Genomic DNA, 20,690 nt, shown 5'->3' with positions numbered 1-20,690 from the left:
CCTGCAGCCTGTAAAATCAGAGTGTGATTTAAACCGATGCTCAATGAGGAATGCAACCGGCGCATTTTGGGAAGCAAGTCACCAAATTTTGATTTAAAACGTTGATAACCGACTGTTTAATATGCTTTGTAACAATTTCGACTAGAATGTATACCAGAATTGACTGGTTGTATTAGCGCAGTTTTTTAAGAATACACACTCAACTGTTCGAGCCTTTGGGAGTACAAACGATGCAAGAGAACTATAAAATTCTGGTGGTCGATGACGACATGCGTCTGCGCGCGCTGTTAGAGCGTTATCTCACCGAACAGGGCTTCCAGGTTCGCAGCGTCGCTAACGCCGAACAAATGGATCGCCTGCTGACCCGTGAATCCTTCCACCTGATGGTGCTGGACCTCATGCTGCCGGGCGAGGATGGTCTTTCTATTTGCCGCCGTCTGCGCAGCCAGAGTAACCCAATGCCGATCATTATGGTGACCGCGAAAGGCGAAGAAGTTGACCGTATCGTCGGCCTGGAAATCGGCGCTGATGACTATATTCCTAAGCCGTTTAACCCGCGTGAACTGCTGGCCCGAATTCGTGCCGTGCTTCGTCGTCAGGCCAACGAGCTGCCGGGTGCGCCTTCCCAGGAAGAAGCGGTTATCGCTTTCGGTAAGTTCAAGCTGAATCTCGGCACCCGCGAAATGTTCCGTGAAGACGAGCCTATGCCGTTGACCAGCGGTGAATTTGCGGTGCTGAAAGCGCTGGTCAGCCACCCGCGCGAGCCGCTTTCCCGCGACAAACTGATGAACCTGGCCCGTGGCCGCGAATATTCCGCGATGGAGCGTTCCATTGACGTGCAAATCTCCCGCCTGCGCCGCATGGTGGAAGAGGACCCGGCGCATCCGCGTTATATCCAGACCGTTTGGGGTCTTGGCTACGTCTTTGTCCCGGACGGCGCTAAGGCATGAGGCGAGTTCGCTTCTCCCCCAGAAGCTCGTTTGCCCGTACGCTGTTGCTGATCGTCACCTTGCTGTTCGTCAGCCTGGTGACGACTTATCTTGTCGTTCTGAACTTCGCGATTTTGCCGAGCCTGCAGCAGTTTAATAAGGTGCTGGCGTACGAAGTCAGAATGCTAATGACCGACAAACTGCAGCTTGAAGACGGCACCCAGCTTGTGGTGCCGCCTGCGTTTCGTCGTGAGATTTATCGTGAGCTGGGCATTTCACTTTATTCCAACGAGGCGGCGGAAGACGCTGGCCTGCGCTGGGCGCAGCACTACGAATTTCTGAGCCAGCAAATGGCGCAGCAGCTTGGTGGCCCGACCGAAGTGCGCGTTGAGGTGAACAAAAGCTCCCCGGTTGTCTGGCTGAAAACCTGGCTGTCGCCGAATATCTGGGTCCGCGTTCCGCTGACTGAAATCCATCAGGGTGATTTCTCCCCGCTGTTCCGCTATACGCTGGCGATCATGCTGTTGGCGATAGGCGGCGCATGGCTGTTTATTCGAATACAGAACCGACCGCTGGTCGACCTGGAGCACGCTGCGCTGCAGGTCGGTAAAGGGATTATTCCTCCTCCTTTGCGCGAATATGGCGCTTCGGAAGTGCGATCGGTGACTCGCGCATTTAACCATATGGCCGCGGGCGTGAAACAGCTGGCCGACGATCGCACGCTGCTGATGGCGGGCGTCAGCCACGATCTGCGCACTCCGCTGACGCGTATTCGCCTGGCGACCGAAATGATGGGGCAGGAGGATGGCTATCTGGCCGAGTCGATTAACAAAGATATCGAAGAGTGTAATGCGATTATCGAACAATTTATCGACTACCTGCGCACCGGGCAGGAGATGCCGCTGGAGATGGCGGATCTCAACAGCGTACTCGGGGAAGTGATTGCGGCAGAAAGCGGCTACGAGCGTGAAATTGACACTGACCTGCAGGCCGGTGAAATCCGCCTGAATATCCATCCGCTGTCTATCAAGCGTGCGGTTGCCAACATGGTGGTGAATGCGGCGCGCTACGGCAATGGCTGGATCAAAGTCAGTAGCGGCAGCGAGTTAAACCGCGCCTGGTTCCAGGTGGAAGATGACGGTCCGGGCATTGAACCAGATCAGCTGCAGCATTTGTTCCAGCCGTTTGTGCGCGGCGATAGCGCCCGCAGTACCAGCGGCACCGGGCTGGGCCTGGCCATCGTGCAGCGTATCATCGACAACCATAATGGGATGCTGGATCTCGGGAAGAGCGAGCGAGGAGGGCTGCGTATCAGGGCTTATCTCCCGCTGCCGATAACCCGGGTGGTGACTCATCGGGAAAGCTAGTTTCCCTGTGGCCCAATAAAAAACGAACCCCGAAGGGTTCGTTTTTTTTCGCCTAATACTTCAGATTTACAGCTTCGGACCAGCTTCGACCAGGGCCGCCCCGGCAGGGGTGTCGGTGTATTTCTCGAAGTTTTCGACAAACAGCTTCGCCAGCTGCTCCGCTTTTTCCTGCCACTGCTCCGGAGAGGCGTAGGTATTACGTGGGTCCAGAATCTGGGTGTCCACGCCTGCGAGAGCGGTTGGAATAGCGAGGTTAAACATCGGCAGCGTAAAGGTTTCTGCGTCGTCCAGTGAGCCGTCGAGAATAGCGTCGATGATCGCGCGGGTGTCTTTGATCGAAATGCGTTTGCCGGTGCCGTTCCAGCCGGTATTCACCAGGTACGCCTGCGCGCCGGATGCCTGCATACGTTTCACCAGCACTTCCGCATACTGGGTTGGGTGCAGCGACAGGAATGCCGCGCCGAAGCAGGCGGAGAAGGTTGGCGTTGGCTCAGTCACGCCGCGCTCGGTGCCCGCCAGTTTGGCGGTAAAACCGGACAGGAAGTGGTACTGAGTCTGGTTCGCGGTGAGACGGGAAACCGGCGGCAATACGCCGAAGGCATCCGCAGTCAGGAAGATGACTTTGGTGGCGTGGCCCGCTTTCGACACCGGCTTAACGATGTTGTCGATGTGATAAATCGGGTAAGAAACGCGGGTGTTTTCCGTTTTGGACGCATCGTCGAAGTCGATTGTGCCGTCAGCACGGACGGTGACGTTTTCCAGCAGCGCATCGCGGCGGATCGCGTGATAGATATCCGGCTCTGCCTCTTCCGACAGGCGAATAGTTTTGGCGTAGCAGCCGCCTTCAAAGTTAAACACACCGTCGTCGTCCCAGCCGTGCTCATCGTCGCCAATCAGGCGGCGTTTCGGGTCGGTAGACAGCGTTGTTTTACCGGTGCCGGACAGCCCGAAGAACACCGCCACATCGCCTTTTTCACCGACGTTTGCCGAGCAGTGCATGGAAGCGATGCCCTTCAGCGGCAGCAGGTAGTTCATAATAGAGAACATCCCTTTCTTCATCTCGCCGCCGTACCAGGTGCCGCCGATAAGCTGCATGCGTTCAGTCAGGTTAAACGCTACAAAGTTTTCGGAGTTCAGGCCCTGTTCTTTCCAGTTTGGATTGGTACATTTAGCTCCGTTCATCACCACAAAATCAGGCTCAAACGTCTCCAGCTCTTCGTCCGTTGGGCGAATAAACATGTTTTTCACGAAGTGGGCCTGCCAGGCAACTTCGGTGATAAAACGTACTGACAGGCGGGTATCGGCGTTGGCGCCGCAGAAAGCGTCAATAATAAACAGGCGCTTGCCCGACAGTTGATGAGTGACGAGCCCTTTAAGCTGGTGCCAGGTTTCTTCGGAAAGCGGTTTGTTATCGTTTTTGCCTTTACCGTTGTCGGCCCACCATAAGGTGTCGCGGGTGGTGTCATCGCGGACGATGTATTTATCTTTTGGAGAGCGGCCGGTGAAGATCCCGGTATCTACGGAGACAGCGCCTAAGTTAGTGACCACACCGCGCTCAAAACCCTGCAGGTTAGGGTCGAGTTCTTCGCGGTAAAGGGTGTCGTAATCGGGGTTATAGACGACTTCGCTGACGTCATGAATGCCATAAGCCTTGAGATCTTGCGGGGTTATGCCTTTAACTCGCATTTCACTGCTCCTTAGCCAATTTATACTGCCGAATATTGTAGGGTTGTTTAGGGGGTGTTAACCGCGACCACTATCATAAATTTACGCGCCTGCTTAAATTTAACAGGGGAAATGCACAGGGGATGCCGCAACGGGGGCAGAGTATGGCAGGAATTCGCTGGCTTTCGGGGAAAATATAGCGGATATGTTAATAATTAGGATAATAACGGAGAACTTTGTGAATGAACGCGCTCTCATACGCAACTCAATGAAACAAGACCGTCATTTGCAAGTCGCAGCAGTCCGTTACACTAAGTCCAAAATGAGTTAATAAGGGATGACAACCATGTTCATGTCTGAACCGTTACCTAAGGCGACCCGCTGGGGGATTTTGCTGGTGGGGTTTCTTTTAGGCGTGGTGCTGTACCTCACCGAAGGAGACAGGGTGAGTAGCCTCTGGCTGCGAGGGGATAATCAGGCCCTGTATCTGCGCTCTCTGTCCGTGGTGCTGGCGGCGACGCTGGCGCTTATCACCGTGCGTTTCAATGGTCTGCGATTTTGGGGCCTGGCGCTACTCCCCTTGCCGATTGTGGCGTTGATGAGCGGCTGGGTGAACTGGACGACTCAGGGACTGGAAAGCTGGAACCGGCACGATATTGTGCTGGGGTATCTCTGTTCGCTGGCGGCGATGCTGTTTCTGGCCCTGCCCTGGCTGCAGGGACGGCTGCACTCGAATCGCGGTTGGGGAGGCTGGCAGGTATTCTACGGCCAGCTCTGGCGGAACGGTATTACTCTGCTGCTGACCGGGCTGTTGGTGCTCTTTTTCTGGGGCGTGCTGGCGCTTTGGGCCGGCTTATTCAAGCTGGTGGATATCACCTTCTTTGATCGCCTGTTTTTCAGTTCGTCGGCATTTGGCTGGATTGCTACCTGTACGGCAGCGGCGCTGGCGGTCACGCTTTGCCGTGACCAGGTTCGGGCTATTAACGCGGTAAAACATTTCTTCAGCGTTTTTGCGACGGGGCTTTTACCGCTGCTTTCGCTGATTTCTCTGATGTTTTTAGCGACGCTGCCGGTGGTCGGTCTGGGGTCTATTTCACTGCACTTTTCCTGTAATGCGCTGCTCAACACGCTGACGCTGATGGTGATGGGCACTGCCGCAGTGGCTTATCACCCGGAAAGAGAAACCCGACCTTATCCCGCTTTGCTTGATGGCGCGATAAAGCTGACGTTATTGCTGTCGCCGGTTTACGCCTTGCTGGCAAGCTATGCGCTGTGGTTGCGCGTTTCGTCATACGGCTGGACGCCGACAAGGGTATATGCGGCACTGATAACCTTCACCGTATTGGTGTGGGCCTTTGGCTATATCGCCACGATTATTCGCCAGCGTTGGGAGCCTGTTCTACAGCCGGGAGGGATTAACCGCGCGGTGCTTTTGCTGGCGCTGGCCTTGTTGGTTGCGGTGAATTCTCCGCTTCTGGACCCTTACCGGATCAGCGTTAATAACCAAATGGCGCGTTACCACAGCGGCATCCTGAAGCCCGAGAAGGTGAGTATGACCATGCTGCAATATGCCGGGCGGCGGGGCTATGATGCGCTCAGCGAGCTGCAAAAAGACCCGGTGTTTGTCGCCAGCCCTGACCGCAGAAGACAATTGGCAATGTTGTTGAGCAACGGCAAAGCGGGCGGTGTGGCGGTTGCGAAGCTGACGGTTGAATCTCTGCGTCAGCGTATCGTGCTGGCGGATAAAAACCGCGTGCCGGAAAACGCGTGGTGGCAGGCCATGGTAAAAGATGAAAGTTACCAGGCCCGTGAATGCCTGGATGACGAGGATAAGTGTCTGCTGGTTGGGATGGATCTGAACGGCGATGGGCAGGATGAATGGCTGCTGTGCCAGCCGGAAATGAGCTACTGCAAAGTGTATGGCAAGGTCGACGGAAGCTGGAAGGATATCGGCCAGGCCCGTGATTTGGACAAAAACCAGATGATGTCAGCGCTGAAGCAGGCTGCTTCTGAAGGAAAACTGACGGCGGCGGCGAAGGTCTGGCAGGACGTGATGGTGCAGGGGCAGCGGGTTAAAATTGACTATTACCGCTGAAAATAAAACGCCTCCGATTGGAGGCGTTTTGCAAACTTAGTGAACTTGCGGATCCGCCGGAGAGGCATTGTTGCGGATCGCTGCGATGTCCATGGAGTCAAACACATAGCGGCTGCCACAGTAATCGCAGTTCATGTCGATTTCGCCGTCTTCGGCCAGAATGCTGTCGACTTCTTCATCCGGCAGCGTGCGCAGCGCGTCAGCACAGCGCTCGCGTGAGCAGGTGCATTTGAACTCTACGTCCTGCGGATCGTACAGCGTGACTTCTTCTTCGTGGTACAGGCGCCATAACACATCGGTCGCTGGCAGCGTCAGCAGCTCTTCGGCCTTAATGGTTTCGGTCAGCGTCGCCAGGTGGTTGAAGTCGTCGGTTTCAGCGTTTTGCGCCGGCAGAACCTGCAGCAGCATGCCGCCCGCAGCTGCTTTACCGTCAACTTCGCCGGTACGAATAAACAGGCGAGTTGGCAACTGCTCGGAACGCATGAAGTAATCTTCCAGGCAGGCGGCCAGCGTATCCCCTTCCAGACCGACTACGCCCTGATAGCGCTCGCCTTCGGCTGGGGTGATGGTGATCACCAGATAACCATTACCCACCAGATCTTTTAATGCCGCATCTGCCGGGATATCACCCTGTACGCGAGCCACGCCGCGCATTTGCTGTTTGTTATTACCGTTAATCACGGCCAGCGTCATTGGGCCATCCCCCTGGAGCTGAACGGTGATATCGCCGTCAAACTTCAGCGTGGCTGTCAGCAGGCTGGTGGCGACCAGCAGTTCGCCCAGAATTTTTTTGACCGGCTGCGGATAATCATGGTTTTCCATGATCTGCTGCCAGGTTTCGGAAACCGTCACCAGCTCGCCGCGCACGGCGTGGTTTTCAAACAGATAGCGGTGTAGTTGGTCGTGTTGAGTCATCGTCATCTCTCTTACTGGTCGGCGAATTTAGTCTTCGCCACCGTGTTTAAATTTCATCAAATCTCGCCGCTCTTTTTTGTCCGGGCGGCGATCGGGATGCGGCATGGTCAGCGCGTTCATTTTGCGCGCCAGCGCCACTTTCTCCCGTTTGGCGATGCTTTCCGCCGTCTCTTCATAAAGCTGAGTGGCTTCTGTGGCTGGCCTGCGCTGTTCGGTAATACCCAGTACGGTTACGGTGCGCTCGTCGTTTCCCTGACGCAGCGTGAGAACCGCGTTCAGCTCAATCAGTTTGCTCGGCTTGCTGCGCTGGCCGTTGTAGTGCACTTTCCCGCCTTCAATCATTTCCCGCGCAACCGCACGGGTTTTGTAAAAGCGTGCGGCCCATAGCCATTTATCCAGGCGTACGCCCTCGGCGGTTTTTTCTTTCATTGCGCCTCCTTAAGCGGAAAGCGAAGGAATCAGGCTGCGGTAATCGCTCAGGCCTGGGTGGCGCTCAAACGTTTTTTCCGCTTCACCTGAATCCGGGTTCAGAACGCCAAAGCAGTAGCGAATCCCAAACGTTGCGGCTGCATCAAGAATGGCTTCGCTGTCGTCGATAAAGACGGTTCGGGCCGCATCGAATCCGGTATGTCCGGCCACCGCCTGCCATAAACGCTGATCTTCTTTCGGATAACCAAATGTGTGGGTAGAAAGTAATAAATCAAGGTGCTGGTTCAAACCCGTATGCTCAAGCTTCACCGCCAGGTTATGCGGGTGCGCGTTGGTGAGCAAAATTCTGCGCTTGCCGCTGGCTTTCGCCGCCTCAAGAAACGGCACGGTATCTTCACGCAGCGCGGCTTTTGGCCCCTGTTCTGTGGTCATGGCACAGATATCCAGCCCGAGGCGTTCGCTCCAGTAGTCGAGACAGTACCAGTTTAGCGTATGCTGCACGGCGTGGTATTCGCGGGAAATTAATTCATAGGCATCCTGCAGGGGAATACCGCGCTCAAGGCTAAGGGTTTCCGGTACCAGCTTTTTCCAGAAATGGTTATCAAAGGCCAGGTCCAACAGGGTCCCGTCCATATCCAGCAACAGGGTGTCAACATCCTGCCAGGCAATAGCACCAGACATAGCTTTAGTCTCGATTGAGGGAAAATAGCGTACCAGGGTAGCACAACCCGGTACGCAAAGTTTACCCGTAGCGGCTACTTCAGCGGCGTGGGCGGAGTCAGTGTGGGGTTGAGGCAGCTATCATAATAGCGCTGAATTTCAGCCAGCCGCGTACTGGCACGGCGATAGCGAGTCACCGCCAGAACGCCGTTTATCGCGGCGCAGGCCAGCATCGCAATCAGCATCAGAGAAATACCGATGTAGCTCCAGAGGCTGTGTGTATCGGAAATCCGATGCAGGGTGACGTGCTGTGTGCCGTTAGCGTCCGTGTAGATGCCGGTAATGATACCTTCGGCGTGGAACGGTGTTTGCAGCAACATTTCCGCCAGCCGCTGGAATTCGGTCCATTGTTCCTGAGCCGGGAAGTCATACAGCGACATTGGCGGCAGCGGTTGGTCCACGAGATCGCCGCCTTCATCGTTGATGATGATGTAGCCGCCCGGCGCCGGGCTGTTTAACGCCTGAGCTGCGCGGGCGGTTTCACGGATAAAGAATGGCGCGGTTGAGGTGGTCACCAGGTTATCCAGCGACTCGGCGCTAACCGGCCGTAGAAGGACATTCACCCCGGTCAGTTTTCCTGAATCCGCACGCTTGATCAGAGAATCCCAGTCTTTAGTGTTGCCCAGGTTTACGAGCGCATTTTTCAGGCGCACACACTCTTCCTCTGCGGTACACAGCGCCTGCGTTTTTTTCACAATCCCGGCAAAATCATCCAGCAGGACCATGCCTGATTTCTGAATGGCGTCCGCGAGCTGGGGGTTTACCTTGCTGTCAGCTTCGCCACCCTGAGGATGGATTTGCCCGCTGACAGCTTTGGTCAGGGCGACCGCTTTGTCCATGATTTCCGACTCAGGCAAGGGCAGAGGACGGGCGGTATTCCAGATAATTTGTGAACAGTCGAAGGGGGTGAACGGGAAATTTTGCCGCGCGTGATAACCGCCGGGCGTTTGAATATTACACATCCCCGTGCCGTTGACTCTAAGCGTATCGCCAACCTGCAGCTTGTATTTGGCGAGGTCTTCAACGCTGGTGGCTTCGATGGACTGAGCGCCCTTTAACCATGAGGCGCTGAGCTTAATGGGCATTTCCAGTGGCACCCAAATGGTCATCATCAGCAGGACCAACAGCGCACCAGCGGCAATAAGAAGGTTGCGCACCCAGTGCTGTAGCGGGAAGTTACGCACTTCATCATGCAGCGAAAGGAAACGCCCCTGACGCACTACATGGCGGTCAAGGTAGATATCGATGTCGGTTTTCTGCCCCAAATCCTGCGCCACAAAAGGCTGCCAGTGCGGTGGATAAACCAGGTCGATAATCCCCAGGGAGATATTGCTCATCTGATCCTGGTTGGATTCACCAAACAGCCCCCAGCGCTTAGGTGTGCCGCGCAGGCAATGGATTTCGCGCAATGCCGTTTTTGCCGGAGGAGCCAAGAGGCCCCATAACCCGGCGGCAATGAGCAAAACGGCACCGCCAATGAGCCAGGGCAGGAACACGGGCGGCGTCACGAGACTCAGGAACAGCATGATAAAAGCGATGCAAATAAGTGCGGCTTCACGGACGCCGTCAGGGCGGCTCAGGGAATATTCTTCCTGGGTTTCCTGGCGAATATTTAGCAGCTCAATTTGCTCGCTTTCTTCGCCCCGGATGGATGCCTGAGTGCCTGGATAACCTTCCAGGGCATACTGCTGCGTGTCCAGCGTATCGTTTTGCAGCGTATTGCCATTGAGTGAAATCACCAGCGGGATGCTGCTTGTCCGAATCAGCTCCACGTCGTTATCGTTGGTGATGTATTGCTCCCAGAATGGCGGCAAATGCACTTCAACAGAATCAAGATAATAACGCCATTTATTGGCGTCATCGGCAGAGAGGCCGTAGCGAGTGATAGATCGGGTCAGGGAGAAAACCATGCTGCTTTGCGCGGTGAGCGTTAACCTTGGCGGTGGATTGCTTGCACCGGATGGGCCGATCAGTTCCTGAGAACGCGAATAGCGCTCGAGGTAATTTTCGACGGCAACGCGCTCTTCTGGGGTCAGTTTACGCGTGGTGGCACCGGAGAAGGAACGATCGTGCGAAACCCGGGCACGAAGCCTCAGGCTTCGCCAAATCAGCCATCCGGCAATCAGTACGCAGGCCAGCATAGCAGCTAACAGAAATAATAAGGTGCTCATGCTTTCCCCATCAAACAATCGTCTTTTTCATCAAAATCGGCAAAAGATCGGCCTTTCAAAAGGTTAAGACGCCAGAAGTCATTATCGGCAGGTAAAGCTGCAAACTTGAGCTGTTTTTAAGGCGACCGGCCTACAGTAACACAATGTTAGCAAAGCGACTTCGTCCGAAATACAAGTAAATTCCTATTCAATAGTACCTGCCTTGACAGGGGGCTGCATTGCGTGTTTTGGCTCAATAGAAGTTACAAAAATGTAAATAATAGCCAATGCTCGTTGCACGATATGTGCGGCATGCCGCACAATAACTTACCTCTTTCACTGTTGATCCCGGCCACATGAGCAAATCACTAATAAAACCAACGATTTTAAATGTCGAAACCGTGGCGCGTTCGCGGCTTTTTAACGTCGAAACGGTGGATCTGGAATTTAGCAATGGCGTTCGCCGCGTCTACGAACGCATGAAACCGTCTTCACGTGAGGCGGTTATGATAGTACCTGTTGTTGATGACCACTTGATCTTAATCCGTGAATACGCGGTTGGCACAGAATCCTATGAGCTAGGGTTTTCTAAAGGGCTGATCGACCCGGGTGAAACGGTGTTTGAGGCCGCCAACCGCGAGCTGAAAGAAGAAGTGGGTTTTGGCGCGAACGAGCTGACGTTTTTGAAAACGCTGACGATGGCACCGTCCTATTTTTCGAGCAAAATGAACATTGTGGTTGCAGAAGATCTGTATCCCGAGTCGCTTGAAGGGGACGAGCCGGAAGAACTGCCGCAGGTACGGTGGCCGCTGGCGAAAATGATGGATTTGCTCAATGAAGATGATTTCAGCGAGGCGCGTAACGTCAGCGCTTTGTTCCTGGTTCGCGAATGGTTAAGGCAACAGGGTCGACTGTAAATCTGACTGCAAAAGAATAAAAAGGGCCGCTTAGCGGCCCTTTTTATTTTGGCTCGGGTTAGAACAACTCGTGCTCTTCCCCGTTATCGATAAGCGTCGTGCCTACTTCATGCACGGCCTGCTGCGTAGGCTGCGTGCCTTCGATGAAATACTCTTCACGACTGTTGCCGCCGTTGGCTAACTGCCCGGTACTCCGGTCAATATTGACGGTGACGATCCCTGGTGGAGGTGTCATTGGCTCTTCTGGCACGCCTGACAGAGCAATTTTCATGAAATCATCCCACGCTGGCTGGGCGCTCTTTGCGCCGCCTTCGTAGCCGGAAATCTGATCTTTAATTGCACCTGAAGCTGTGGTGCGGCCAAGGTCGCGGCGATGATCGTCGAAGCCAATCCAGACCGACGTGACCACGCCTGGACCGTAGCCGGAGAACCAGGCGTCTTTCGAACTGTTGGTTGTCCCGGTTTTGCCGCCGATATCCTTACGCTTCAAATCACGGCCAGCGCGCCAGCCGGTTCCCTGCCAGCCTGGTTCACCATAAATGTTGCTGTTAAGCGCGCTTTTGATCAGGAACGCCAACGGCGTGTTGATCACGTGTGGGGCGTACTCCTCACCTTGCGCTTTTGCTACCAGAGCGCTGTTAGCCTGCTCCAGTTGCGGCATTGGCACGCTGCTGTTTTGCGGCGTTTGCGAGACGGCAACGTCTTCTACGTCCTGGTTTTCCAGTACCGTTGATTTCGGCGTATCACCGTAAATGACCGGAATATCACAGCTGGCGCAGGCAACTTTGGGCTTCGTCTCAAACACGGTGTTCCCTGCGTCATCGACAATTTTGGTGATGTAGTAAGGATCAACCAGGAAGCCGCCGTTTGCCATGACGGAGTAACCGCGGGCAACCTGCATTGGCGTAAATGAGGCGGAGCCCAGCGCCAGTGATTCGGTATGAACAATATTTGCGGCAGGGAAGCCAAAGCGCTGCAGATATTCAGCGGCATAATCGACGCCCATCGCCCGCATTGCTCGTACCATCACCACGTTCTTGGACTCGCCCAACCCCTGACGCAGACGGATCGGCCCGGCGTATTGGGCCGGAGAGTTCTTCGGCCGCCAGTCGGAACCCGCCCCGGCATCCCAGCGTGAAATCGGCACATCATTAAGAATGCTCGCCAGCGTCAGGCCTTTGTCCATTGCCGCGGTATACAGGAATGGCTTGATGTTTGAACCAACCTGCCGCAGAGCCTGGGTCGCACGGTTGAACTTGCTTTGGTTAAAGTCAAAACCGCCGACCAGCGCCAGCACGGCGCCATCGTGTGGATTGAGCGAAACCAGCGCCGAGTTAACGTCAGGCACCTGGCTAAGCCACCAGGCATCGTCCACCTTGCGTACCCAAATCTGCTGTCCGGCCTGTACCACGTCCGTTACTTTGCGTGGCGTAGCGCCTTGCGCGGTGTCGGAACGATACGGACGCGCCCAGCGCATGCCTTCCATACCCAGCGAAACGGAGCTGCCGTCGGCCAGCATCGCCGATGCTTCATCAGGCGTGGCAAGGGTGACAACCGCCGGGAATAATGGGCCATAGACCGGGAGATTTTTCAGCGAGGCGGTGATTTTTTTCTTATCCCACGCGCTTTCTCCCACTTTCCACAGCACATTAGATGGGCCGCGGTAGCCATGGCGCATATCGTAGGCCATGACGTTGTTGCGAACGGCTTCCTGGGCACCTTGCTGAATTTTACGACTCAGCGTGGTGTAAACCTTGTAGCCATCTTCGTAAGCTTTGTCGCCGTAGCGGGCGACCATATCCTGACGTACAAGCTCTGAAAGGTATGGCGCTGAGAAGGCGATTTCAGGCGTGTGATAGCTGGCGTCAATCGGCTGACTGCGCGCTTCATCGTACTGGCTTTGGCTGATGTAACCTTCGCTCAGCATACGCGACAGCACCACGTTACGACGTGCCGTTGAACGATCCATGGAGTACAGCGGGTTAAACGTTGACGGCGCTTTAGGCAGCCCCGCAATCACCGCTATCTCGCTCAGGGTCAGCTGATCGACCGTTTTGCCGAAGTAAACCTGAGCGGCAGCGCCGACGCCATAGGCGCGGTAACCGAGGTAGATTTTGTTCAGGTAGAGCTCAAGGATCTCGTCTTTGTTCAGCATCTGTTCAATGCGAACCGCAAGAAACGCTTCCTTAATTTTACGCATCAGGGTGCGTTCGGGGCTAAGGAAGAAGTTACGCGCTAACTGCTGCGTAATGGTACTTGCGCCCTGAGAAGCATGGCCCGAGAACAGCGCTACGCTTGCAGCACGGAAGATGCCCACCGGGTCAACGCCGTGGTGCTCGTAAAAGCGGCTGTCTTCTGTCGCGATAAATGCTTTTACCATCACCGGAGGGATCTGGTTCAGGGTCAGTGGAATACGTCGTTTTTCGCCGTACTGAGCGATCAGCTCGCCGTCAGCGCTGTAAACCTGCATTGGAATCTGCAGCCGCACATCTCTCAATGTTGCCACGTCGGGCAGCTGGGGCTCGATGTATTTGTATAAACCGTAAATCGAGCCAGCTCCCAGCAGAACGCAACAGACTGCAAGGATTAATAAATACTTTACGAACTTCACCTTAAATTTCCCATCAGGTTTCAATTGGGCAGTTTCTAAACAACCGCGCGGTAGTATAAAGGCAAGCCAGGAGCTTTGATATACCCGTTACTGTTTCGGGGTCAGGGCTGTTTATTATCCGGATAAGGAGATCGAAACCATGATGTTTCCTGGTTGGCGGATTGGCCTGGATATCCAGGCGGAAGGCGTGCGTGCCGCGGCGGTACAGTGGCACCGGCAAGGGTGGCAGTTGCGCCATTGGTGGTATTTACCTTTCCCGAAACAAACACTTGCGGACGGCATGTTACCCGAACCTGACACCCTGCGCGAGGCACTTGCTGCATGGCGTAAAGAAATCCCGGTGCGCCATCATCTGCGGGTTGGTTTTCCGGCACAGCGGGCTTTGCAACGTCAGGTACCCAGACCGCCACGGCGATTGCAGGAATCAGCTCAAGAAAAGTATATCGCGGGTGCAACGGCTCGCCAGCTACAAATGCCCACGGAGCAACTCTGTTATGACTACCTGACGGAGGATTCATCATTTTGCGTGACGGCGGTGAAACAGGCGGATATTGCTGCACTGCAGGCCATTTTTGCCAGTATGAATCTCTTTCCCCGGACGATAACGCCGGGAGACAAAATTCTGAGCGCCTTGCCTCAGGGTTGCTATCCAGCACACTGTCGTTTTCTTGTTCATGAAGAGCGAGGCTACTGGCTGTGGGCGTCAGTGAATAATCGCGAACGCTCCGGCTGGTTGGATAAACGGCAGGCAGTGGATTTCCCGGCCCTATGTCAGCAACTAGAGGCCAGCGCCTGCGACATTGCCTTTAGTCACGCTGACGTTGAAAGCACTTGTCCTGCCGGAGCAGAAAAACTGAATGCGTGGCAACCCATTGTCCGCCAGCTACCACCTCTGCCACGTCACGGTGAACTTTATACACTCGCATTGGGGCTGGCCCTGGGATCCGAACGCTAATGATGCCGCTGATAAATCTCCTGCCGTGGCGGCCGCTGAGACGCCGGCATCGGCTCAAAATCTGGGGCTGCATTCTGTTGTTTGGCGTGCTGTTGATTACGGGGTCTATGCTGCTTTGGACACATTCTCTCGCCGTAAAAGTGCGCTGGCAACAGGCTAAGGCTACCCAGTTGGAGGTGCAGGAATCCGCCCTGAAGGCGCTGTTATCGCGTCAACAAAAAGAGTTGAAGGAGCGTCAGCAGCGGCTGGCGATCTTGCAGGCGGAGGTGACGCGGAAAGACAATATTTCACGCTGGGAAAATGTGCTGAATATGCTGGCCTCACGGTTGCCTGAAAATAGCTGGCTGCAGAGGGTTAGTTGGCAAAATGAAAGCGCAACCATCTCCGGCGTGGCGGGCGATGCACGAGAACTGGATCGGTTTGAGGCAGTTCTGGCCGATTTACCAGGAGCGTTCAAGGTCAAGTCTGGTGAGCTGCGTGATGAAAAAGGCAAAGGTCTGGTCTTTACCTTCACCTTGACCCCCATGGGTGGCGAACATGCTGAATAACCTGGATCGCCTTATGGATGGGCATGTTGCATATCGGGTGTTGAGCCTGTTGGGGTGCCTTTTTGCCACCGCGTTAATCTGTTTGTGGCTGTGGATTTGGCCCCTGCGGCAAGAGTTGCGGATGCAAGAACCGCACTATCGGCAGCGCTGGCAGCATGTGCTTTCCCTGCAGCGGCAAATCGCAGCTTTGCCGAAGCCAGAGCCGCTGCCTGATAGCGTTCCTCTGGAGGTGTTTTCTGCCATGGAGGCTATAAAACGGTCTGGCGGGAGACTGGTGAAGTGGCAGCCCGATTCGCGGCATTCAACGTTGGAAATCCTGCTTCCATGGCCCAGAGTGCCGTCGTTTTTTAGAGCGTTGGCCGGCTATGCCAGCCTGAAACTGCCGACCTTTATCTTGAGCGAAGCCGGGGAACATGTGCGGGTTGTGATCACTCTGGAGTTTACCGATGAAAGTCGTTAGCTGGATGTTACTGGCCGTGCTCAGTGCGCCGCTGCAGGCGTTGCCGCGTAATCCCTTTCTTTTGCCCGCATCGCCTTGTGAAGCGCTGCTTAAGCGTCTGGATAGCTGGCAGTTGCGTGGTGTGTTTTACCCGACGGGCTCTGCAGAAAGCATTGCCTTAATGCAATTCTCGGGGAAACGCTGGCAAAGGGTAAAAGAAGGTTTGTTTCTGGAGCCAGATGTGCAGGTGACCACGCTTCTTGAGCGGCAACTGAGAGTTTCGCTCAACGGTGCCTGCGAAGGGCGCTACTACCACTGGAAAATACAGGGAGGGATCAATGATAAGGCATATCGTGGGAAGCGTACTGATACTGACGTCCCTGATGGGGCGGGCGAACGATCGCGTTACTCTGACGTTAGATGAAACGCCGGTCGTGCAGGTTCTGCAGGCGTTGGCCGAGCAGCAAAACTTCAACGTGATGATTGCGCCTGAGGTGGCGGGAAATCTCTCGCTACGTTTGGCTGATGTGCCATGGGAGCAGGCTTTCCAACAGGTACTCAGATTGGCAAACCTGACTTCATCTAAGACGGGCAATATTCTTCAAATCCAGCAAAAACAGGATCCGGCGCAACGGCGAGCTCAGCAAGAGGCCGCTCGTAAGCAAAAAGCGCTCGATCAGCCGTTGGTACAAGCGGTTTATACGCCGCGCTACGCTGAAGTGGCCGACCTTGCTGCAGGGATCAAAGCTAATGAAGAAAAACTGCTTGGGCCGAGGGGCAGCATTACCGTAGATAAGCGCACAAATCGGCTGGTAGTCCGCGACAGTCAGCAGGCACAAAAACGCGTTGCGGCCTGGATTAAAGAGATGGATGTATCGATGGGGCAGGTCGAGCTGTCCGCGCATATTGTCACCATTAACCAGGACAAGCTACGCGAGCTCGGCGTGAAGTGGAGTGCTCCGGCAGGTGAAACTGCATCAGGGCAATACCAAACCACAACCGTCTCAAGTGAGTTAGCGGTGAAAGCGGCAACCACGACAGTGGGGTTTAATATTGGCCGCATTAACGGCCGGATGCTTGAGCTGGAGCTCAGCGCGCTTGAACAGCAACAGCAGTTGGAAATCATCGCCAGCCCACGCCTGCTGGTGGCACATCAACAGTCTGCCAGCATCAAACAGGGCACAGAAATTCCCTATCAAGTCTCTAATGGCAAATAATGAAGCCACGTCGGTGGAATTTAAGGAGGCGGTGTTGGGTATGGAGGTCATGCCGACGATAAGTCACCACGGAACCATTCGCCTGCAGCTTCGCATCAGCCAAAATATGCCAGGACGCAGCATCCAGCACGCAGATGGGGAAGCGCTCGCCATTGATAAGCAAGAGATTGAAACGCAGGTCGAGGTGAAGGACGGTGAGACGCTGGCGTTAGGCGGAATCTTCCAGCAGCAGAACAACCACACCCGGGATAGCGTCCCTTTACTTGGAAATATTCCTTTTATCGGCCAATTGTTCCGGCACGACGGGAAAAAGCACCAACGTCGGGAATTAGTCGTGTTCATCACGCCCAGGTTGATTGCGTTGCCTTAGCGTCTTTCCTCTTCAGCCTGCGGGTTTTTCTGCCAAACAGCGCCCAGGTGTTTGACGGCAGAGAGGAATTAGCTTACAAGGTGTACCGTTTCGGGAGGCTGGGTATTAAGAGCCTGTGGCCGGTAAAGCTGGCGCACGCTTTTCGTCCCGAGCCGGGCGCCAGGTGATTTATTCGGTTGCCAAACCCCCTTGAGTGTTGAGATAATTTTTAGTCTGATTCTCGAACTCACGCTTATGAGGTTTCAGTTCATGTCCCGCCGCAGCAAGTTGTTACCGGGCGGGTTTATCATCAACGAATTGTCTTAGTAGTACCGAAAAAATGGCAGAGAAACGCAATATCTTTCTGGTTGGGCCTATGGGTGCCGGCAAAAGCACTATTGGGCGTCAGTTAGCTCAGCAACTCAATATGGAATTTTTCGATTCTGATCAAGAGATTGAGAAACGTACCGGAGCTGATGTGGGCTGGGTATTCGACGTTGAAGGCGAAGAAGGCTTCCGCGATCGCGAAGAAAAAATCATCAACGAACTCACTGAAAAACAGGGCATCGTGCTGGCTACCGGCGGCGGTTCCGTGAAGTCTCGTGAAACCCGCAATCGTCTTTCCGCCCGTGGCGTAGTGGTTTACCTTGAAACCACCATTGAGAAACAGCTTGCACGTACTCAGCGCGATAAAAAACGTCCGCTGCTGCAGGTTGAGACTCCACCTCGTGAAGTGCTGGAAGCGCTGGCTGGCGAACGCAATCCGCTGTATGAAGAGATTGCAGATGTCACGATTCGCACCGATGATCAAAGCGCCAAAGTGGTCGCAAACCAGATCATCCATATGCTGGAAAGCAACTGATTCTGGCTTAATCATGAAACGCCTGCGGGCAAAGCAACGATAAGGTGGGCTCCGCGTAATGGAGAGGCTGACAGTCACTCTCGGGGAACGTAGTTACCCTATTACCATTGCCGCCGGGTTATTCAATGACCCGGCTTCCTTTTGGCCGCTGAAGGCTGGCGACCAGACCATGCTGGTTACCAATGAAACCCTTGCACCGCTTTATCTAGACAAGGTTCGTGGTCTTCTGGAACAGGCAGGCGTTAAAGTGGATACCGTCATTCTCCCGGATGGCGAGCAGTTTAAAAGCCTTGCGGTGCTTGATACCGTCTTTACGGCGCTGTTGGAAAAACCTCACGGCCGCGACACCACTTTGATTGCTTTAGGTGGTGGCGTTGTGGGCGATTTAACCGGTTTTGCCGCAGCGAGCTATCAGCGCGGGGTGCGTTTTATTCAGGTCCCTACCACACTGCTTTCGCAGGTGGATTCCTCCGTTGGCGGCAAAACGGCCGTTAACCATCCCCTTGGTAAAAATATGATTGGCGCGTTCTACCAGCCAGCTTCGGTGGTGGTGGATCTCGATTGCCTGTCGACTTTACCTGCGCGGGAGCTGGCTTCGGGCCTGGCGGAAGTTATTAAATACGGCATCATTCTGGACGGCGAGTTCTTTGACTGGCTGGAAGAGAATATCGACGCATTGTTGAGGCTGGACGGCAAGGCAATGGCGTATTGCATTCGTCGTTGTTGTGAGCTGAAAGCCGAAGTTGTTGCCGCAGACGAGCGAGAAAGCGGCTTACGTGCTTTACTGAATCTGGGTCATACGTTTGGCCATGCCATTGAAGCTGAAATGGGCTATGGCAACTGGCTGCATGGCGAAGCCGTAGCTGCCGGGATGGTGATGGCGGCGCGTACCGCTCAGCGCCTGGGTCAATTCAGTGAGGCAGAAGTTCAGCGCGTGATCGCGCTGCTGGTGCGAGCCGGGTTACCGGTTAACGGGCCGCAGGAAATGTCCCCTGACGCGTATATGCCCCACATGATGCGTGACAAAAAAGTATTAGCCGGTGAGCTGCGTTTGATTCTGCCGCTGGCGATAGGGAAGAGTGAAGTGCGCGGTGGAGTACCGCACGATGTCGTTCTATCAGCCATTGCTGATTGCCAGCAGGCTTAAAACTAGAATTTTTATAGTATTTAACTTCGGGCGTGATGCAGAGATGAGCATACGCCTTTGAGTGGGGTGTTAAATGGATGAATTTAAACCAGAAGACGAGCTGAAACCCGATCCAAGCGATCGTCGTCCTGGGCGTTCCCGCAAACCTGACGAGTTCGATAAAGAACCGCAGATCAACGTTGATGACGTCGATCTTGATGCGGACGAACGCCGTCCTTCTCGTTCACGTCGTGAGCGTGAAGAAGAGGTTGAGGAAGAGTACGAAGGTGATGACGGTCTGGCCGCAGAACCTCGTCCGGCGCGTGGGCGTAAAAAGGCAGCAAAACAGAAAGCACCTGCTTCTCGTCAGCACATCATGATGGGCGTCGGGATTCTGGTTCTATTGCTGCTTATCATCGGCATTGGTTCTGCCCTGAAAGCGCCTTCATCCACCCCAGATACAGCCGAGCAAAAACCAGGCGCAGAGAAGAATATCGATCTCTCCGGTTCCAACGGTGCGGCACCTGCCGACCAGGCAAACGCTGCTCAGCCACAGCCAGGGAATACCCCAACTGCTGGTCAGCAGAATCCGCAGGATGTTTCCTTGCCGCCTATTTCCTCTACGCCAACCCAGGCGCAGACCCAGCCGCAGCCGGAAGGGCAGCAGCGTGTTGAAGTCCCTGGGAACCTGAATAACGCGCTTACTCAGCCTCAGCAGCAGGGCCAGATTGACAACGTGGTCAGTAATTCCACGCTGCCAACTGAACCGGCTACCGTTGCGCCAATCGCGGGCAGCAAAACCGAGCCGCGTAAGCTGGCCGGTACCCAGGAACCAACCCGCACCGTTGAATCTCGCCCTGAACGCAAGAAAACGGTGATTGAGCCTGTGCGTAAAGCCGAGCCTAAACCGCAGGTGAAAGCTGAAAGCAAACCAGTGGCAACGGTGAAACGTAGCGAACCTGCCCCGGCGGTGTCTGCTCCGGTCACCGCACCATCAACCAGTGCTGCCACTTCAACCCCGGCACCGAAAGCGACAGCGTCTACTGCGCCTAAAGCGACACCGCAGGCTGCAGCGACGGCCAGCACTGGCGGCACGGTAACGGGTGATGCGAGCGCCATTAAGAGTGCGCCAGGTAGCCACTACACGCTGCAGCTGAGCTCTTCTTCAAACTCCGCAAACCTGAATGCGTGGGCGAAAAAAGAGAACCTGCAGCACTATATGGTTTACCAGACTCAGCGTAACGGCCAACCCTGGTTCGTGCTGGTGAGCGGTGTTTATGCCACGAAAGATGATGCCAAACGCGCGGTGACAAGCCTGCCGGCAGACGTTCAGGCTAAGAATCCGTGGGCAAAACCTATTCATCAGGTGCAGTCTGACCTCAAGTGAAAATAAGCG

At 54.8% G+C, this 20,690-nt stretch carries 17 protein-coding genes and 1 pseudogene; 12 read left to right on the top strand and 6 right to left on the bottom strand.

The window, feature by feature from the left end; genetic code table 11:
• Positions 1–230 precede the first annotated feature (230 nt).
• On the top strand, positions 231–950 hold the full coding sequence (gene ompR, locus B9Y90_RS02975; RefSeq protein ID WP_006177890.1) for an osmolarity response regulator transcription factor OmpR: 720 nt from the start codon (positions 231–233) through the stop codon (positions 948–950).
• The gene (envZ, locus tag B9Y90_RS02970; RefSeq protein ID WP_039288465.1) at positions 947–2,296 is read left to right on the top strand and encodes a two-component system sensor histidine kinase EnvZ; all 1,350 of its coding nucleotides are present in this window, start codon (positions 947–949) and stop codon (positions 2,294–2,296) included. The genes ompR and envZ overlap by 4 nt, the downstream gene beginning before the upstream one ends.
• 66 nt (positions 2,297–2,362) lie before the next feature.
• Here envZ and pckA read toward each other — a convergent pair whose 3' ends face one another.
• Positions 2,363–3,982, bottom strand: coding sequence for a phosphoenolpyruvate carboxykinase (ATP) (pckA, locus tag B9Y90_RS02965; RefSeq protein WP_039288462.1), 1,620 nt, complete (start codon positions 3,980–3,982; stop codon positions 2,363–2,365).
• A 325-nt stretch (positions 3,983–4,307) separates the two neighbouring features.
• On the opposite strand from pckA, the gene B9Y90_RS02960 reads away from it, so the two are divergent.
• Positions 4,308–6,056 (top strand): DUF4153 domain-containing protein, encoded by a 1,749-nt coding sequence (locus tag B9Y90_RS02960; protein ID WP_085540162.1) that lies wholly within the window; start codon positions 4,308–4,310, stop codon positions 6,054–6,056.
• A gap of 36 nt (positions 6,057–6,092) precedes the next feature.
• Here the strand turns inward: B9Y90_RS02960 and hslO are convergent, their stop codons facing one another.
• The 4 genes from hslO to B9Y90_RS02940 form a co-directional block, all read right to left on the bottom strand.
• The gene (gene hslO, locus B9Y90_RS02955) at positions 6,093–6,971 is read right to left on the bottom strand and encodes an Hsp33 family molecular chaperone HslO (RefSeq protein WP_039288459.1); all 879 of its coding nucleotides are present in this window, start codon (positions 6,969–6,971) and stop codon (positions 6,093–6,095) included.
• Between the two features lie 27 nt (positions 6,972–6,998).
• Complete coding sequence (gene hslR, locus B9Y90_RS02950) at positions 6,999–7,400, bottom strand: ribosome-associated heat shock protein Hsp15 (RefSeq protein ID WP_039288455.1); 402 nt, start codon at positions 7,398–7,400, stop codon at positions 6,999–7,001.
• A 9-nt stretch (positions 7,401–7,409) separates the two neighbouring features.
• The gene (gene yrfG / locus B9Y90_RS02945) at positions 7,410–8,081 is read right to left on the bottom strand and encodes a GMP/IMP nucleotidase (protein WP_085540161.1); all 672 of its coding nucleotides are present in this window, start codon (positions 8,079–8,081) and stop codon (positions 7,410–7,412) included.
• A gap of 74 nt (positions 8,082–8,155) precedes the next feature.
• Positions 8,156–10,291 carry an intracellular growth attenuator family protein gene (locus tag B9Y90_RS02940; RefSeq protein ID WP_085540160.1) on the bottom strand — a complete coding sequence of 712 codons (2,136 nt, stop codon included), beginning with the start codon at positions 10,289–10,291 and terminating at the stop codon, positions 8,156–8,158.
• Between the two features lie 335 nt (positions 10,292–10,626).
• Between B9Y90_RS02940 and nudE the strand changes: the two genes are divergently transcribed.
• The gene (gene nudE / locus B9Y90_RS02935; protein WP_039288447.1) at positions 10,627–11,187 is read left to right on the top strand and encodes an ADP compounds hydrolase NudE; all 561 of its coding nucleotides are present in this window, start codon (positions 10,627–10,629) and stop codon (positions 11,185–11,187) included.
• A 58-nt stretch (positions 11,188–11,245) separates the two neighbouring features.
• Here nudE and mrcA read toward each other — a convergent pair whose 3' ends face one another.
• On the bottom strand, positions 11,246–13,798 hold the full coding sequence (gene mrcA, locus B9Y90_RS02930; protein ID WP_085540159.1) for a peptidoglycan glycosyltransferase/peptidoglycan DD-transpeptidase MrcA: 2,553 nt from the start codon (positions 13,796–13,798) through the stop codon (positions 11,246–11,248).
• 139 nt (positions 13,799–13,937) lie between these two features.
• Here mrcA and B9Y90_RS02925 point away from each other — a divergent pair, with 139 nt between their 5' ends.
• From B9Y90_RS02925 to damX, 8 genes and pseudogenes are all read left to right on the top strand, one after another.
• Entirely contained in the window at positions 13,938–14,753 is an 816-nt protein-coding gene (locus B9Y90_RS02925) for a type IV pilus biogenesis protein PilM (RefSeq protein ID WP_039288442.1), read from the top strand.
• Positions 14,753–15,301, top strand: coding sequence for a PilN domain-containing protein (locus B9Y90_RS02920; RefSeq protein WP_085540158.1), 549 nt, complete (start codon positions 14,753–14,755; stop codon positions 15,299–15,301). The genes B9Y90_RS02925 and B9Y90_RS02920 overlap by 1 nt, the downstream gene beginning before the upstream one ends.
• A gap of 121 nt (positions 15,302–15,422) precedes the next feature.
• Entirely contained in the window at positions 15,423–15,761 is a 339-nt protein-coding gene (locus tag B9Y90_RS02915; protein ID WP_176227837.1) for a HofO family protein, read from the top strand.
• On the top strand, positions 15,748–16,164 hold the full coding sequence (locus B9Y90_RS02910; protein WP_085540156.1) for a HofP DNA utilization family protein: 417 nt from the start codon (positions 15,748–15,750) through the stop codon (positions 16,162–16,164). The genes B9Y90_RS02915 and B9Y90_RS02910 overlap by 14 nt, the downstream gene beginning before the upstream one ends.
• Positions 16,079–17,327: pseudogene (gene pilQ, locus B9Y90_RS02905) on the top strand (type IV pilus secretin PilQ). The gene B9Y90_RS02910 and the pseudogene pilQ overlap by 86 nt, the downstream one beginning before the upstream one ends.
• A 319-nt stretch (positions 17,328–17,646) precedes the next feature.
• Positions 17,647–18,168, top strand: coding sequence for a shikimate kinase AroK (aroK, locus tag B9Y90_RS02895; protein WP_008457837.1), 522 nt, complete (start codon positions 17,647–17,649; stop codon positions 18,166–18,168).
• Between the two features lie 58 nt (positions 18,169–18,226).
• Positions 18,227–19,315, top strand: coding sequence for a 3-dehydroquinate synthase (aroB, locus tag B9Y90_RS02890; protein WP_039288428.1), 1,089 nt, complete (start codon positions 18,227–18,229; stop codon positions 19,313–19,315).
• A 73-nt stretch (positions 19,316–19,388) separates the two neighbouring features.
• Positions 19,389–20,681 carry a cell division protein DamX gene (damX, locus tag B9Y90_RS02885; RefSeq protein WP_085540155.1) on the top strand — a complete coding sequence of 431 codons (1,293 nt, stop codon included), beginning with the start codon at positions 19,389–19,391 and terminating at the stop codon, positions 20,679–20,681.
• Positions 20,682–20,690: the final 9 nt, after the last annotated feature.

It is taken from the genome of Cedecea sp. NFIX57 (assembly GCF_900177785.1).
In the GTDB taxonomy this organism is placed as follows: Bacteria; Pseudomonadota; Gammaproteobacteria; order Enterobacterales; family Enterobacteriaceae; genus Cedecea; species Cedecea neteri_C.
This window is presented reverse-complemented; position numbering and strand designations above follow the sequence as displayed.